The following is a 13,554-nucleotide window of genomic DNA, read 5'->3' on the forward strand; positions in this document are numbered from 1 at the left end:
AGTAGGGCGGGTGCTGTGTTTTTGAGAGCGGATCGTTGCTGTGAGACCACCGCATCGCTGGCCCCTGAATTGCTTGAGTGAGGGCAAGAGTAGAAGCGTTCAGCGCTGCAGCTTTCACCCACCAGAGGGCGGAGGCAGCAGGCGGGTCATTGCTCTTGAAGAGGGAAGCGGCCTTGCACTGCGGGGCCGTTGCCTATGTCCACTTCAAGGGTGCCCAGGCGCATGCATGGGTCAGTGAACGTGTCTGCTGTGCGCTGCACACCGATGGCACCACTGGCCGGTGCAGGCCCCGCCCTTGTTGATTTTTGTACCTCGGTACTTTGACAAGGAACACTGCCATGACCACTGCTAACGCTGAAACGACCCAGCCTCACAGCTTTTCCAACACGCCGTATTCCCCCTCCGTCGCACCCGATGTGGCGGGCGAGCTGGCCAAGGAAGCCCGCATGGGCGACATGGGCCAGGAGACCCACGCCCGCGAGGTGCGCTGTATTGACCTGAGCGACTTTGAACACCGCAAACGCGAGATTGCCGACGAGCTGTGGAGCGCGGCGGTAGACATCGGCTTCTTCCAGGTCAGCCACCACGGCATTGCGCTGCAGGACATTCGCGATGCCTTTGCGCGGGCCGAGGCCTTCTTTGCCCTGCCAGCCGACACCAAGGCGCAGTGGCCCCTGTCCCGCAACGCGGGGTGGGAGCACAAGAGCCAGATCCGCCCCTCCACCCGCACGCCTGACCAAAAAGAGTCCTACCAGATCACCCGCCCCCGCATGCAGGGCCTGTGGCCCACCGATGCCGAGCTGCCCGGCTTTCAGCAAGCCAGCCTGGCCTTTGAGCGCCAGTGCTGGGAGGTCGCCATGCGCCTGCTGTCGTGCTTTGCGTACAAGCTGGGGTTTGACGAAGGCTTCTTCACCCGCGCCCACAACCCCGAGGTGCCCAGCTACCAAAGCACGCTGCGCATGCTGCACTACTTTGCGGTAGACCCGGCCCTCAAAGACGAGCTGGGCCTGTGGCGCGCGGGGGCGCATACCGACTTTGACTGCCTGACGCTGCTGTTCCAGCGCCCAGGGCAGGGTGGGCTGCAGGTGTTGCCCGGCAAAGAGATGGAAGGCCGCCAGTGGACGCCGGTGGAACCTGCCGAGGGCGTTATCACCTGCAACATCGGCGACATGCTGACCCGCTGGAGTGACGACGTGCTGCCCAGCAACTTCCACCGCGTGCGCAACCCGCTGCCGCATGAATACCAAGGGGCCCGCTACAGCCTGGCCTTTTTTGCGCAGGCCAATGAAGATGCAGTGATTGAAGGCCCCGGCAGAAAGTACCCGCCCATCACCGGGGCCGAATACCTGCGTCAGCGCATCAGCGCCAATTTTTCCAACCGGTATTGAGGTGGCGGCAGCGTCGGCTGAAAGCGCGCGCCGCGCAGGCCCCGCGCTGCATCAACCCCCGGCGGTGTAGCGCACCACGCGGTTGCGGCCGTCGCGCTTGGCGCGGTACAGCGCGGCGTCGGCGTTCTGCACCAGCGCATCGGCATTCTGTCCATCTTCGGGCAGGCAGGCCATGCCCACCGATATGGTGATGGGCGGATGCACATTGCCGCCGTCCGCCACCGGGGGCATTTTCATCACGGCGTCGCACAGGGCCTGCGCGCGTTCCAGCGCCACCTGCGGCGTGGTGTTGGGCAGCACCACGGTGAACTCTTCGCCGCCATAGCGTGCCACCAGGTCGCTGGTGCGCACCGTGTCTGACAGCGTTTGCGCCACGCTGCGCAGCACCCGGTCGCCCAGCTCGTGTCCGAACTTGTCGTTGAACTGCTTGAAGTGGTCCACATCAATCATCAGCACGGCCAGCGGTGCGTCGGGCTGCTCGGGGCTGCGGCGCTCGGCCCGCAGCACTTCTCTTGACAGGGATTCGTCCAGAAAGCGGCGGTTGTACAGCCCCGTGAGTGCATCGCGAATGGACTGCTGGCGCAGCGACTCGCGCAGGCGCAGGTTGCCCAGCGACAGGGACACCTGCTCCAGCGCCGTCTGCCGCATCTGGGCCAGCAGCGCCTCGGGCAGGCAGGGGCTCGCGCCGCGTGGGTCCAGCACCAGCAGGCCCGTCAGGTCGCCGTGCGATGCCACCGGAAAGCACAGCGTGCCCTGCAGCGATGGCACATCCACCTGCTGCAGGTGGCGGCAGGTGCTGGCGTGGCCGTGGTCAGGCTGCGCAAACGCCTGGCCCTTGCGCAGCGCCCAGCACTCCTGCGGCTCAAAGTATTCGGTAAAGGGCCGCTCGCCCCAGGCCACGCAGCGGCGCAGCTGGTTGCGTGATGCCGCCATCAGGTACAGCGCGCCCGATGCGGCATGCAGCAGCACGGGCAGCCGCTCCTGCAGCAGCGCCTGGGCTTCGGTCATGTCTTCGCAGGTCTGCAAAAAACGCCCCAGCTCCGACAGGCGCTGCATGTGTGCGTTGTGCTCGCTGGTGCGTTCGGCCAGCGTCTGCAACTCGGTGTTGCGGGCGGTCAGGTCGGCCTCGTTGGCGGCCATGCGGCGGGCAAAGGCCACGCTGCGTGCCACCACAAAAATCAGCAGGCCCAGGCTGGTCACCATGGCGGCGGCCATGGTCAGGTAGGTGTTCTGCACGGCCTGCTCGTGGGCAGTCTGCAGTTGGCGTATGCGTTCATCCTGCCGTGCAGAAAACTGCTGCCCTTTGGTGCGCAGTGCCTCCATCAATGCGCGCCCCTGGCCGCTGCGCACAATCTCTGCGGCCTTTTCGCCTTCGCCCGCGGTGCGCAATGCCACGGTGTGGGCCAGCTCCTGCAGCTTTTCGTCCAGCAGGCCCATCAGCTCCTTGAGCTGCGCTGCGGACTCGGGGTCAGCGGTCATCTGCTCCAGCAGGCGGCGCGTGCTGCGTATCTCAGACACCGCCACGTGGTAGGGCGCAAGGTAGTCAGAGCTGCCCGCAATCAGATACCCGCGCTGGCCGGTTTCTGCGTCCAGCACTTGGCGTATCAGCGTGTCACTGGTATGCACCGTGCGAAAGGCCGCGTCCAGCGTCTTTTGGGCGCGTACCAGGTCCAGCAGGCTTTTGACTGTGACCCAGCTGCACAGAAAAATGCCCCCGAAGACAGCGGCCAAAATGAAGCGCTGCACGCGCGGCATACCAGGGTGACGGGGCATGAGAAGAGGGTACTCCAGGGCGGTAAGCCCGCGGTGTGCAGGCCTGCGTCGATTCTAGGAACGCCACCCTGACCCGCGCATCCGTGGATGTACTTGCACCCGATGCAGGTGCTGCACATTGGTTGACATTTGCAGGTGGGCACCCCAGCTCTGTGGCGTGGTGCGCTTGGGGTGCACTTGGGGTGCACTTGGGTACTTTTGTGGCTGTAGCACTTATCCATCAAGCGCAGGCAGCTATCAAATGAATAGCGTCAAAGACTTTTTACCCTTGCGCCTTGGGCAGGGTGCGTCTGCAGGTGGGGTAGTTGGCGCAGCCCCAGAACAGGTTGCCATCGCGCCCGCGTTTGCGCTCCAGCATCTTGATGCCGCAACTGGCGCAGGTGGGCCGCCAGTATTCGCCTTCGTACGCCACCTGTAGCAATGCCTGTTGCTGCGCAGGCGTGCGCCGGGCAATCAATTGCAGCAGGCCCGCGCCGTCCAGCGTATGGATGCCGTTGGCACGCGCAAACTCCAGCGCATCTGCGGTGTAGGTGGACGTGGTGGCATAGGTGCCGCGCCGCAGCTTGTGCGATGCCATCACGCCAAAAAACTCGCGCATCTCGCGCACGCCCACGGGCTTGCTTTGCCAGTGCTTGCACTGCACCACGGCAGCAGGGCCCGGGCTGTTGCGGCTGTGCAGCCATATGTCCACCCCGCCATCGGCCCCGTGCGACTGGGCATGCGTCTCAAAACCTGCCTGGGCAAACAGGGCCTCGCACACCGCCTCAAACCGCCGCCATTCAATGACGGAAAACACGGACATGCTCCACTCGCTGATGAGCGCGCTGGTCTTGTTGGAGGTGCTGGCGCTGGTATCCGCCGCCTGCTGGGATGAGGGTTGCAGCGTGGGCTCCACGCGCTCGTTCGCGGCCGGGGGCTCGGTGCCCCAGCTCGATCCCAAGGTGCTGGCCCATTCCACGGGTGGGCGCTGCGGCTCGGGGGCCTCGTCTGCCAGCCCTGGCACGGTCAGCCGCCCTTGCTGCCTGCGTGCCATGCTGGGGTGGCCGTTGCCCTGGCCCCCCGCCACCAGCTGCATACGGGTGGATCGGCCCCGCACGGCATAGTGCAGGCCCAGCAGCACCACGCCTATGCCCAGCGCCAGCCAGCCCACGGGTTGCAGGCCCTGCACCACGGCGTTGGCCATTGCCTGGGGCAAGCGCCCTGCCAGCAGGGGCAGCACCACCAGCAGCGCAACACCCGCCGCGCAAGCCAGCCACCCCTTCTCCTGCAGCTCGCGCTGGGCGCGCTCTTGCCGTTTGCTGCGACCCATGGGGCCAGAACGAGTGCGTGCCAAGTGCTTTCTCCTTACAGAGCGGCCCCGCAGGCAGGCGGAAGCAGCAGGGTGTGTGTGCCAATGCATAAGCTGCCTGCAGCGCCCGTCCATCAAGCGCAAGCAGCTATCAAAATAGGAGTGTGGAGCCCTGGGCCTTTCGCCCTTGTGACACCGCCACGACGCCGTCCTGAATCTTACATTTGGTTAACATTCAGATGCAAGATTTTACAATTGGCGAAGGTGCAGGTTTGATGTTTTGGCAGGTGGTTCCGGCACGGTGGTGGGGGGGGCTCACAGGCCCTCAGGCCTGCCACACCCCAAACCCTGCCGAGCGCAGGTCAATGCCTATCTCAATCTCGCGGTCCACCGCCTCCTGGTAGGGCATGGGGTTGAAGCCCTCGTACAAGTCCGGCAGCAGCCACAGGCCATACAGCATCACAAACCGGTTGGCCTGAATGCCCGCCTTGTGCTTGTCAAACCGCACATCCGGGTCCAGCCCCGTCATGCCCACGTACACGCAGGGCTTGCCCTGCACATAGCCGGGGTTGCAGCGCACAAAGCGCGGTTCCCGCAGCACATCCTTCGCCAGTTCAATGACGTAGACGTTGTGGTGGGGGCGGCGGGGCATGGGATGATTGAACAGAAAAAGTGCCGCTAACCCAAGCAGAACAAGCGCTGGCAGCTATTGATTTGGTAGCGTATATTTTTGGTGAGTCGCTGCCACCCCTGCAAGGCCCCTGGGTGCTGCAGTACCGCCAGTCGGCCAGGGCCAGCGGCCCAGCAGGCTGCTCTCAGCTACCCAGCGCCCCCAGCAACCCCGCACTCACCTCCGCCGCATCAGGCGCGGCAAATGCCATGTTGTGCTGGTCCGTCAGCGGGCCGTGGCCCGGCTCCATGCGCCCTGCAGCGTCGTAGCCCATGGCCTTGAACTTCCACACCCCGCCCACCTTTTTGAGCGAACCCACATGCGCCCCCGTGGCGCTGTGCATAGCCACCACTTCGGCGTTGACGGGCAGCAACTGCAGCGGCCCCGCCAGCGGGCCGGGCGGCACGGGGCCGTAGGTGGGAGTGAATGGAGACGTCATGGATGGGCTTTATTGCTGCTGGAGCTGTGTTGGATGAAATTGGCCTGTAGCGCTCACCGGATAAGCGCAGGCAGCTATCAATAGAGGAGCGTTGTGGGTGGCGATAGCGCCCGAGTCAGAACGATGACCCCGGCTCGCTCAAAAACGCCAGTTCTTCTGGCGTGGAGGTGCGGCCCAACACCGCGTTGCGGTGCGGGTAGCGCCCAAAGCGGTCAATGATGGCCTTGTGGCGGCGCTCAAAGTCCAGGTTGTTTTCCATGCCCGGCTGCGCAAACAGCTCCAGGGCTTGCTCGTGGATCAACGCCGATTCGCTGTGCATGTACGGCATGTAGGCAAACACGCGCTGCGCCGTGGGCAGGCTGCGGTCCTGCCCGCTGGCCACCAGCTCTTGCGCCAGGGCAAGGGCCAGCGCGTCTTGCGCAAAGGCGCGGGGCGTGTCGCGGTACACATTGCGCGAGAACTGGTCCAGCACCAGGATTTCTGCCAACCGGCCTTCTGGGGTGACGCGCCAGGGGAATAGTTCGCAGCGGGCAGCGGCCTCTAGCGTGGGATCGAAGCGGGTGCGGATGGATTCGTCCAGTGCTGCTTGATAATCTTCATTTGGATTTTATTTTATTGGTTGAAAATTCTTTAGATCATTGGTTTATATGGCTTTGTAATCATGAGGAGAAAATTATTGGGATATGGATTTGTTGCATGTGTTTGATGCCTAAAATTTAGATGATATTGATTAATCTAAATGTTAAATTAATTCTGGCATTGATGATTTTTGGTTCTTTCTTTATGGAGTGTTCCCATTGAGCTTGGGTGAGTCCTCGCATGCAAAGCAAAGATCCATTTGGAAGGGTAATTTCTTTACGCTTTTGGTGTGTGGGAGAGATTTTCGAGCGTAGACAAAAGGTTCTAGATGCACCTAGGCTCAATGACGATATCGTGGGATCGGGTCCTAATTCTAACTCGTCGTCACTATGCCACGACAAGTGATCACTTCCATTTCGATAAAGATTAAGTAGCACAGAATTATATTTTTTGCTCGTCGTTGCCTCCACCATATCTCTCAGCTCCAGTAGGGATGGGGTCCAAGCCATAGGTTGATTGACGATGCCTGAATATTTGTAGGTTGCCTTTTCGTCACCATGCCATGCAGTCAATCTTGGCGTTTTAACAAGGCGACCAAACATCCAAATTTCAGGCTGTCGCCAATCGGTTTCGGTCAGCAGCTTATCTAAAAAATGGTTGGCCTGATGCTCTTTTAGAAAATCAGGCCAATAGGAAATATCAAGGCCATCATCTAAGACGTTAATGCATCCTTCGGGAGGGGCTCCAAAAAGGTCCGCATCCATTATTTTTTCTTCCAAACCCTTACGGATGCTTGCGATTGGACTTTGGGAGTGCGGGCAAATCTTGTTTTATAAGGTTCAATATCGGATGTCTGCTCACTGCCTCCGGGGAGGAGCCTTTCCTTTGTTTTATTATGGCATAATTCAAATAAATCATTTGTGAAAACACTCTCAGCATACGATGTGAACTCGTCTGAGCTGTTATCAATGTATAGTACTAGACTGCCAGATGGCATGTCGTTAATCATTTGAACGAAAAATGGTTCGGCTTGTTCTCGAAATGAATATATTTCGGACATGAAGAAGCTCATGATAAAAATATCAGAAGAAAATGCCTTCTGAAGATTTTCAAATGTCCTGTAAGAGGTTACATCAGATTGCCGGAAATTGGAGCTTAGTTTGAAGTCTGATTCAAGTCGTGTATCAATTTCTGCCCATGTTTCAGACCAACTTTCTTCGCGATCAAGAAGCCATACTGTCAACGCGCTTTGTCTTTTTAAATCTACGCACGCTTGAAGTAAGCCCAGCATCTCGCTCCCCGGTCCGCCTCCAACGCAGGTTATACGTAGTGGTAAATCCTGCGTGATGCGCATACGCAAATCTTCGCAGGAAACAAGATGCTGCTTGATGTACGAACTGTGTGCGCCGACATAAGAGAATACGTACGCGAATCGAGTTACCGGATCCGCATAATCAATAGGATTTCTTAATGTGGATGTCAATGCGTTGTACTCGCCTGACAAGGTTTGTAATCGGTTTTGAATTATCTTTGTTGCATCTGAGCCGTACTTTTTGCTGATGATTCCATCCAAATCATCAAGTACTGACTTAACAAGTTTGAAACTGGTGTTCATAATGGTTTGATTGATATTAATATGTGAAATTTATTTTTGCTTAAGAGTGTTTGCTTCAATAAATTCTCTATTCCATTCAAACTTGTAGTTTGGCTTGGCGTTGGCCAACGATGGCGGTCACCACCTTCAGGCTGTTCGGGTTCAGGCTCTCCAAAAGGTTTTGCCGTCTGCGTCGGGGTGGGCGTCGCTGAACAGGCGCTTATACAAGCGCATTTCGGCGTTTAAGCCGCTGGGTTTTTAACTGCTGTGCCAGCCCAACTTTGCGTAGGCAACTTGAGCCCGTTGGCAATCAATTGCTTCTTCGCCTGCTTAGACGCCTGTTTGAGCGCGTTATCCACCCGTTCTTGCACGGTTGCGACTGGCTTGCTGGGGGCAGTGCGGTCTACCGCGCGAGTTGTTGAAGATTCAGCCATTTTTCTGGGTCCTCCACATAAGTGCGGCTTGCAGTGCCGCGTGCAATAGATGTTAATGTGCCAGTGGCGTTATTCAGAACGTGCCAACGGTCTGCCAAGGGCAGATACAGCGCAAACAGGTTGTGCACGCTGCGCTGAAAGCGGCGGGCAATATCGTCGGGCGGGATGTTGTGCCCGCCCAGTTTGACGCGCAGGGCCACACGCTGGGTGGCCAGTGCTGCGCTGGGCAGGGCCACGTAATAGATGTGCACCTGGTAGCCCTGGGCCTTGCAGTTGGCCAGAAACAGGGCGAAGGTGCGGCTGGAAAGCGTGGTTTCAAACGCAAAGTTGACTTTGGACGCTGCCAGCGTGCGCAGGCGCTGCAGCATGATGCGCCCGGCCTCAAACGCCACGGTTTCGGGGGCGTAGGCCGAAAGGCCCGCCGCAATCTGGTCTGCGTTGACAAATTCAAGGATGCCTAGGGCATCCTTGAGCAGATAGGGTGCTGCGGTGGATTTGCCCGCGCCGTTCGGCCCGGCGATCACCACCACGGTGGGTTGTTGGTGCCGGGGTTGTGGCTTGGTGGCGCGGGCGGGCATGTTTACTTGCCCCAGCTGTCCTTCAACCCGACAGCCAAGTTAAACACCGGCTTCTCCGCCGTGTGGTCCACCCGGTCCGCCACAAAGTACCCGTGCCGTTCAAACTGAAACTTGTCATCGGGCTTGGCGTTGGCCAATGACGGCTCCACGATGGCCGTCACCACCTTCAGGCTGTTCGGGTTCAAGCTTTCCAGGAAGTTTTTGCCGCCCGCGTCGGGGTGTGCGTCGCTGAACAGGCGGTCGTACATGCGCACTTCGGCATTCACGCCGTCGGCCACGCCCACCCAGGTGATGGCGGCCTTGACCTTGACGCTGTCTGCGCCGGGGGTGCCGCTCTTGGTGTCGGGCACCACGGTGGCCAGCACTTCGGTGATGACGCCGTTAGCGTCTTTGTTGCAGCCGGTGCACTCAATCACATAGCCGCCCTTCAGGCGCACCTTGTTGCCGGGGAAGAGGCGCTTGTAGCCCTTGGGCGGCACTTCGGCAAAGTCTTCGCGCTCAATCCACACTTCTTTGCCGATGGTGAAGTGGCGCACGGGGCTTTCCACACCTTCGGGTGGGTGGGGCAGGGCGGGCAGTTGGCAGGGCTCCAGGTGGCCGGGGCCCATCACTTCGTCCCAGTTGGTCAGCACGAGCTTGACGGGGTCGAGCACGGCCATGCCGCGGTGGGCCTTGGCTTCCAGGTCTTCGCGTAGGCAGCCTTCCAGGGTGCTGTAGTCGATCCAGCTGTCAGACTTGGTGACGCCAATGCGCTCGGCAAACATCTGGATGGCGGCGGGTGTGTAGCCACGGCGGCGCAGGCCCACGATGGTGGGCATGCGGGGGTCGTCCCAGCCATTCACCTTGCCTTCGTTCACCAGCTGGGCCAGTTTGCGCTTGCTGGTGATGACGTAGGTGAGGTTCAGGCGCGCAAATTCGTACTGCTTGGGCGCGGGGGCGGCCAGCAGGCCACCTTCGCACAGGCGGTCCATCAGCCAGTCGTAGAAGGGGCGCTGGTCTTCAAACTCCAGCGTGCAGATGGAGTGGGTGATTTGCTCCAGCGCATCTTCAATGGGGTGCGCGAAGGTGTACATGGGGTAGATGCACCAGGCATCGCCCGTGTTGTGGTGCGTGGCGCGGCGGATGCGGTAGATGGCCGGGTCGCGCATGTTGATGTTGGGCGAGGCCATGTCGATCTTGGCGCGCAGCACGGCCGCGCCGTCGGCCAGCTTGCCGTCGCGCATTTCGCGAAAGCGGGCCAGGTTTTCTGCCGGGGTGCGGCTGCGGAAGGGGCTGTTGACGCCGGGCTTGCCAAAGTCGCCGCGGTTCACGCGCATTTCTTCGGGCGTTTGCTCGTCCACGTAGGCGTGGCCTGCTTCAATCAGGTGTTCTGCCGCGCGGTACATGAAGTCGAAGTAGTCGCTGGCCTGGTAGGGCGCGGCGCTGCCGGGGGCCTGGCCCAACTGGGCCCAGTCAAAGCCGAGCCATTTCACGGCGTCGATGATGCTGTTGACGTATTCGGTGTCTTCTTTTTCGGGGTTGGTGTCGTCAAAGCGCAGGTGGCACACGCCGCCGTAGTCACGCGCCAGGCCAAAGTTGATGCAGATGCTTTTGGCGTGGCCCACGTGCAGGTAGCCGTTGGGCTCGGGGGGGAAGCGGGTGCGGATTTTGGCTGGGTCGGGCTCGCCCTTGGCGTGGTGGGCGGCATCGCCGGGGCTGCCTGCCCAGCGGCGGGTGGCGTAGGTGCCTTTTTCCAGATCAGATTCGATGATCTGGCGCAGAAAGTTGCTGGGCTTGACGGCTTCGAGGGCTGCGGCGGTGCCTGCAGGTTGTGTGTTGGCGGGGGTGGGGGTACTCATTCGCCCATTTTAGGCGGCCGTTACAGGTCAGCGGGGCTGTGTGCTATCTGTATGCGCACTGCAAGCGGGCTGCAGGTGACGGGCTGGCGAGGAGGGAGCGACCCGTAAGCGAGCGCCACGGGCCACTACGCAGAAACGGGCGTTGTGTGACGGATTTCTCGGCCCGGTGGCCGTTCTTTGTCAGTGTGTACTTCCAGAAACAATATTCCGGTGTTTTCATGACATCCTTTTGGGCACCTGGTGCGTTATGCACTGCAGAAGCCATCCCGCGCCTGTGGGCCGCTTCGTTGAAAAAGGAGATTTCCATGACGAAAACCCGTTCTTTCAAAGCCCTGGCCGCAGCGGCTGGTGTGGCCGTGGTGCTGCTGGCTGGTACTGGCGCCGCACAGGCGCGTGACGTGAACTGGTCCATTGGCGTGAATTCGCCCGGTGTGTCGGTGGGCGTAAGCAACAGCTACGGCTACCCTGTGTATGTGGCGCCCCCACCGGTGTATGTGGCCCCACGCCCCATTTACTATGCGCCCCCCCCACCACCCCCAGCGGTGTACTACACACCGCCAGCCCCGGTGTACTACGCGCCGCCTCCCGGTTATTACTACCGTGAGGGCTACGGCCACCGGCACCATCATCACCGCGACTGGCGCTGATGCTGCCCGCCGGGTGGCTGCCGCATTGGCAGCGCCCGGCCCGGTTCCCCATGGTGCTGCAGGTTGCAGCACCCTTCAAACGCCCGAGTGCCCTGGCACCGGGCGTTTTTTTTGTGCGCCTATGATTTGGGGCTACGCCGTTGCGGTGACTTAGGCGCACGCATGTTCCATGCGGTGCCGGGGGGCGTTGTTTTGCAGCCTCTTTGGCAACTTTTTGAAAGCGACTGGTAGATGGATGCGCTGCGCTGGGTGGTGAGCGAGCACGAGGTGGAGTTTGCGGCCATCCGCGCCCAAGGGCCCGGCGGGCAGAACGTGAACAAGGTCTCCAGCGCCGTGCACTTGCGGTTTGATGTGCGTGCGTCCAGCTTGCCCGATGTCATCAAAGAGCGCTTGCTGGCCTTGCGCGACAGCCGAATCACGCAAGAGGGCGTGGTGGTCATCAAGGCGCAGCAGTACCGCAGCCAGGAGCAGAACCGGGCCGATGCCCTGCAGCGGCTTCAAGCACTGGTGCAATCGGCAGCTGTGCTGCCCCGTGTGCGCAAGGCCACGCAACCTACCTTCGGATCAAAGCAGCGCAGGCTGGCGGGCAAAAACCTGCGCGGTGCCACCAAGGCACTGAGGGGGCGGGTGCGTGAGGGCTTTTGAGCCTGGCTTGCGCTGCTGCAGTCCTCTGCGCAGAGATTGGTGCTACGGGTAGAACAATCCGTCTCTGGTGGCCCGCTTTTTCGCGCCAGTGTTCTCTTTTACAGTGGGTGCATTCCAAAAGGTTTGCCATGTCCACGCTGTCCACTTCTCCCTCAGTCTCTGCAAACGCCCCCTCTGCCGCTGTGGCCCAGGGCGCGCTGCCTGCCTTGTTTGTATCGCACGGCGCACCGCTGTTTGCGGTGGACGCGGGTGAGACGGGCCCTGCGCTGACCCGCTGGGGGCAGGGGCTGAAGGCGCAGTTTCCAGGCTTGCGTGGGGTGGTGGTCATGTCGCCGCACTGGATGGCGCGTTCGCCCATGGTGATGGCTGGCGCGCAGCCCGCCACCTGGCATGACTTTGGTGGCTTTCCGCCCGCGCTATACCAGTTGCAGTACCCCGCGCCCGGCTCGCCAGCGCTGGCGGCCGAGGTGGCCAGCTTGCTGGGAGCGGCAGGCATCCCCGCGCAGGGCGATGCGGCCCGCCCGTTTGACCACGGCGCATGGGTGCCGCTGATGCACCTGTTTCCGCAAGCGGATGTGCCGGTGGTGCAGGTAGCGCTGCCCGCCACAGCAGGCCCTGCCGAGGTCTATGCCATGGGCATGGCCCTGCGCAGCTTGCGCAGCCAGGGCGTGCTGGTGATGGGCTCTGGCAGCATGACGCACAACCTTTCGGAGTTTTTTGGCGGTGCGCGTGAGCCTGCGCCGTATGTGGTGGAGTTCAGCCGCTGGATTGAAGAAGCGGTGACGCGTGGCGATATCAAGGCACTGCTCAACTACCGCAGCCAGGCCCCCCACGCGGCGCGTGCGCACCCCACGGAAGACCACTTTTTGCCGCTGTTTTTTGCACTGGGTGCCGCGGGTGACGGCGTGCAGGCAAACTACCTGAGCCGCGAGGTGATGTACAGCATGCTCGCCATGGATGCATTTGCCTTGCAGGCTGTGCACTGATTTGTTTTGACCATTTGCCTTGTAGCGCCCGTATATGCTTGATTTGCCGCTCTCTTTTTTGCACCGCCCCGCGACAGATGCCCAACGCCAGCCCTGGCTGCTGGTGCTGATGCATGGCGTGGGCAGCAACGAGCAGGACCTGTTCGGTCTGGCCCCGTACCTCCCTGCGCACTTTCATGTGGTGAGCCTGCAGGCCCCCTTTGCCATGGGGCGGGGCGCGTATGCGTGGTTTGATTTCTCCATTCAGCCCAACGGCGAACGCATCATCAACGAGCCACAAGAGGCCCAAAGCCGGGCCCTGGTGGCGCAGACCGTGACGCAGGCTGCGCAACAACTGGGCATTGCGCCCGAGCGGGTGGTGGTGGGCGGCTTCAGCCAGGGCGGCATCATGGCGCTGTCGCTGTTGCTCACGCAGCCCGAGTTGCTGCACGCTGCGATGGTGTGGCACAGCCGCTTGCTGGCCCAGGTGGTGCCACTCACAGCCCCCGCCAGTGCGCTGCAGGGCCGCAAGCTGTGGCTGAGCCACGGCCTGCAAGACAACGTGATTCCGCTGGCCCAGGCCCACGCGATTGCCCGGCATATTGAAACGCTGCCCGTGGAGATGACCTACCAGGAGTTTGCGGGAGCCCACGAAATACGCCAGCCTGAGCTGGCCGCCACGGTGGAGTGGCTGGATACGCTGGGCCGCTGACGCT

General features: G+C 61.2%; 13 protein-coding genes and 1 pseudogene. 5 read left to right on the top strand and 9 right to left on the bottom strand.

Annotated features, from left to right (window positions below; genetic code table 11):
• Positions 1-446: 446 nt before the first annotated feature.
• The gene (locus AACH87_RS09645) at positions 447-1,388 is read left to right on the top strand and encodes a 2OG-Fe(II) oxygenase family protein (RefSeq protein WP_338798907.1); all 942 of its coding nucleotides are present in this window, start codon (positions 447-449) and stop codon (positions 1,386-1,388) included.
• A 51-nt stretch (positions 1,389-1,439) separates the two neighbouring features.
• On the opposite strand, the gene AACH87_RS09650 is transcribed toward AACH87_RS09645, so the two are convergent.
• The 9 genes and pseudogenes from AACH87_RS09650 to AACH87_RS09690 all read right to left on the bottom strand — a co-directional run bounded on the left by AACH87_RS09650 (position 1,440) and on the right by AACH87_RS09690 (position 10,581).
• On the bottom strand, positions 1,440-3,161 hold the full coding sequence (locus AACH87_RS09650) for a diguanylate cyclase (protein WP_338798603.1): 1,722 nt from the start codon (positions 3,159-3,161) through the stop codon (positions 1,440-1,442).
• Between the two features lie 262 nt (positions 3,162-3,423).
• Positions 3,424-4,494, bottom strand: coding sequence for a restriction endonuclease (locus AACH87_RS09655; protein ID WP_338798604.1), 1,071 nt, complete (start codon positions 4,492-4,494; stop codon positions 3,424-3,426).
• A gap of 280 nt (positions 4,495-4,774) precedes the next feature.
• Positions 4,775-5,101: a hypothetical protein gene (locus AACH87_RS09660; protein WP_338798605.1), complete on the bottom strand. Its 327-nt coding sequence runs from the start codon at positions 5,099-5,101 to the stop codon at positions 4,775-4,777.
• 163 nt (positions 5,102-5,264) lie between these two features.
• Entirely contained in the window at positions 5,265-5,558 is a 294-nt protein-coding gene (locus tag AACH87_RS09665) for a hypothetical protein (RefSeq protein ID WP_338798606.1), read from the bottom strand.
• A 115-nt stretch (positions 5,559-5,673) separates the two neighbouring features.
• Positions 5,674-6,144: pseudogene (locus tag AACH87_RS09670) on the bottom strand (DUF924 family protein); the annotation flags it as partial.
• Positions 6,145-6,274: 130 nt separating this feature from the next.
• Positions 6,275-6,901 carry an alpha-ketoglutarate-dependent dioxygenase AlkB gene (locus tag AACH87_RS09675; RefSeq protein WP_338798607.1) on the bottom strand — a complete coding sequence of 209 codons (627 nt, stop codon included), beginning with the start codon at positions 6,899-6,901 and terminating at the stop codon, positions 6,275-6,277.
• Positions 6,901-7,752, bottom strand: coding sequence for a hypothetical protein (locus tag AACH87_RS09680; protein WP_338798608.1), 852 nt, complete (start codon positions 7,750-7,752; stop codon positions 6,901-6,903). Before AACH87_RS09680 ends, AACH87_RS09675 begins: the two co-directional genes overlap by 1 nt.
• A 382-nt stretch (positions 7,753-8,134) precedes the next feature.
• The gene (locus AACH87_RS09685) at positions 8,135-8,743 is read right to left on the bottom strand and encodes a zeta toxin family protein (protein ID WP_338798609.1); all 609 of its coding nucleotides are present in this window, start codon (positions 8,741-8,743) and stop codon (positions 8,135-8,137) included.
• Positions 8,744-8,745: 2 nt separating this feature from the next.
• Positions 8,746-10,581 (bottom strand): glutamine--tRNA ligase/YqeY domain fusion protein, encoded by a 1,836-nt coding sequence (locus tag AACH87_RS09690; protein WP_338798610.1) that lies wholly within the window; start codon positions 10,579-10,581, stop codon positions 8,746-8,748.
• A 305-nt stretch (positions 10,582-10,886) separates the two neighbouring features.
• Between AACH87_RS09690 and AACH87_RS09695 the strand changes: the two genes are divergently transcribed.
• From AACH87_RS09695 to AACH87_RS09710, 4 genes are all read left to right on the top strand, one after another.
• Complete coding sequence (locus AACH87_RS09695) at positions 10,887-11,228, top strand: hypothetical protein (protein ID WP_338798611.1); 342 nt, start codon at positions 10,887-10,889, stop codon at positions 11,226-11,228.
• Positions 11,229-11,459: 231 nt separating this feature from the next.
• Positions 11,460-11,873 carry an alternative ribosome rescue aminoacyl-tRNA hydrolase ArfB gene (arfB, locus tag AACH87_RS09700; RefSeq protein WP_338798612.1) on the top strand — a complete coding sequence of 138 codons (414 nt, stop codon included), beginning with the start codon at positions 11,460-11,462 and terminating at the stop codon, positions 11,871-11,873.
• Between the two features lie 128 nt (positions 11,874-12,001).
• The gene (locus AACH87_RS09705) at positions 12,002-12,859 is read left to right on the top strand and encodes a class III extradiol ring-cleavage dioxygenase (protein ID WP_338798614.1); all 858 of its coding nucleotides are present in this window, start codon (positions 12,002-12,004) and stop codon (positions 12,857-12,859) included.
• 34 nt (positions 12,860-12,893) lie between these two features.
• A complete protein-coding gene (locus AACH87_RS09710; RefSeq protein WP_338798615.1) occupies positions 12,894-13,550 on the top strand; it encodes an alpha/beta fold hydrolase in 657 nt (218 codons plus the stop codon).
• Positions 13,551-13,554: the final 4 nt, after the last annotated feature.

Source organism: Acidovorax sp. DW039, from assembly GCF_037101375.1.
Classification (GTDB): domain Bacteria; phylum Pseudomonadota; class Gammaproteobacteria; order Burkholderiales; family Burkholderiaceae_C; genus Acidovorax.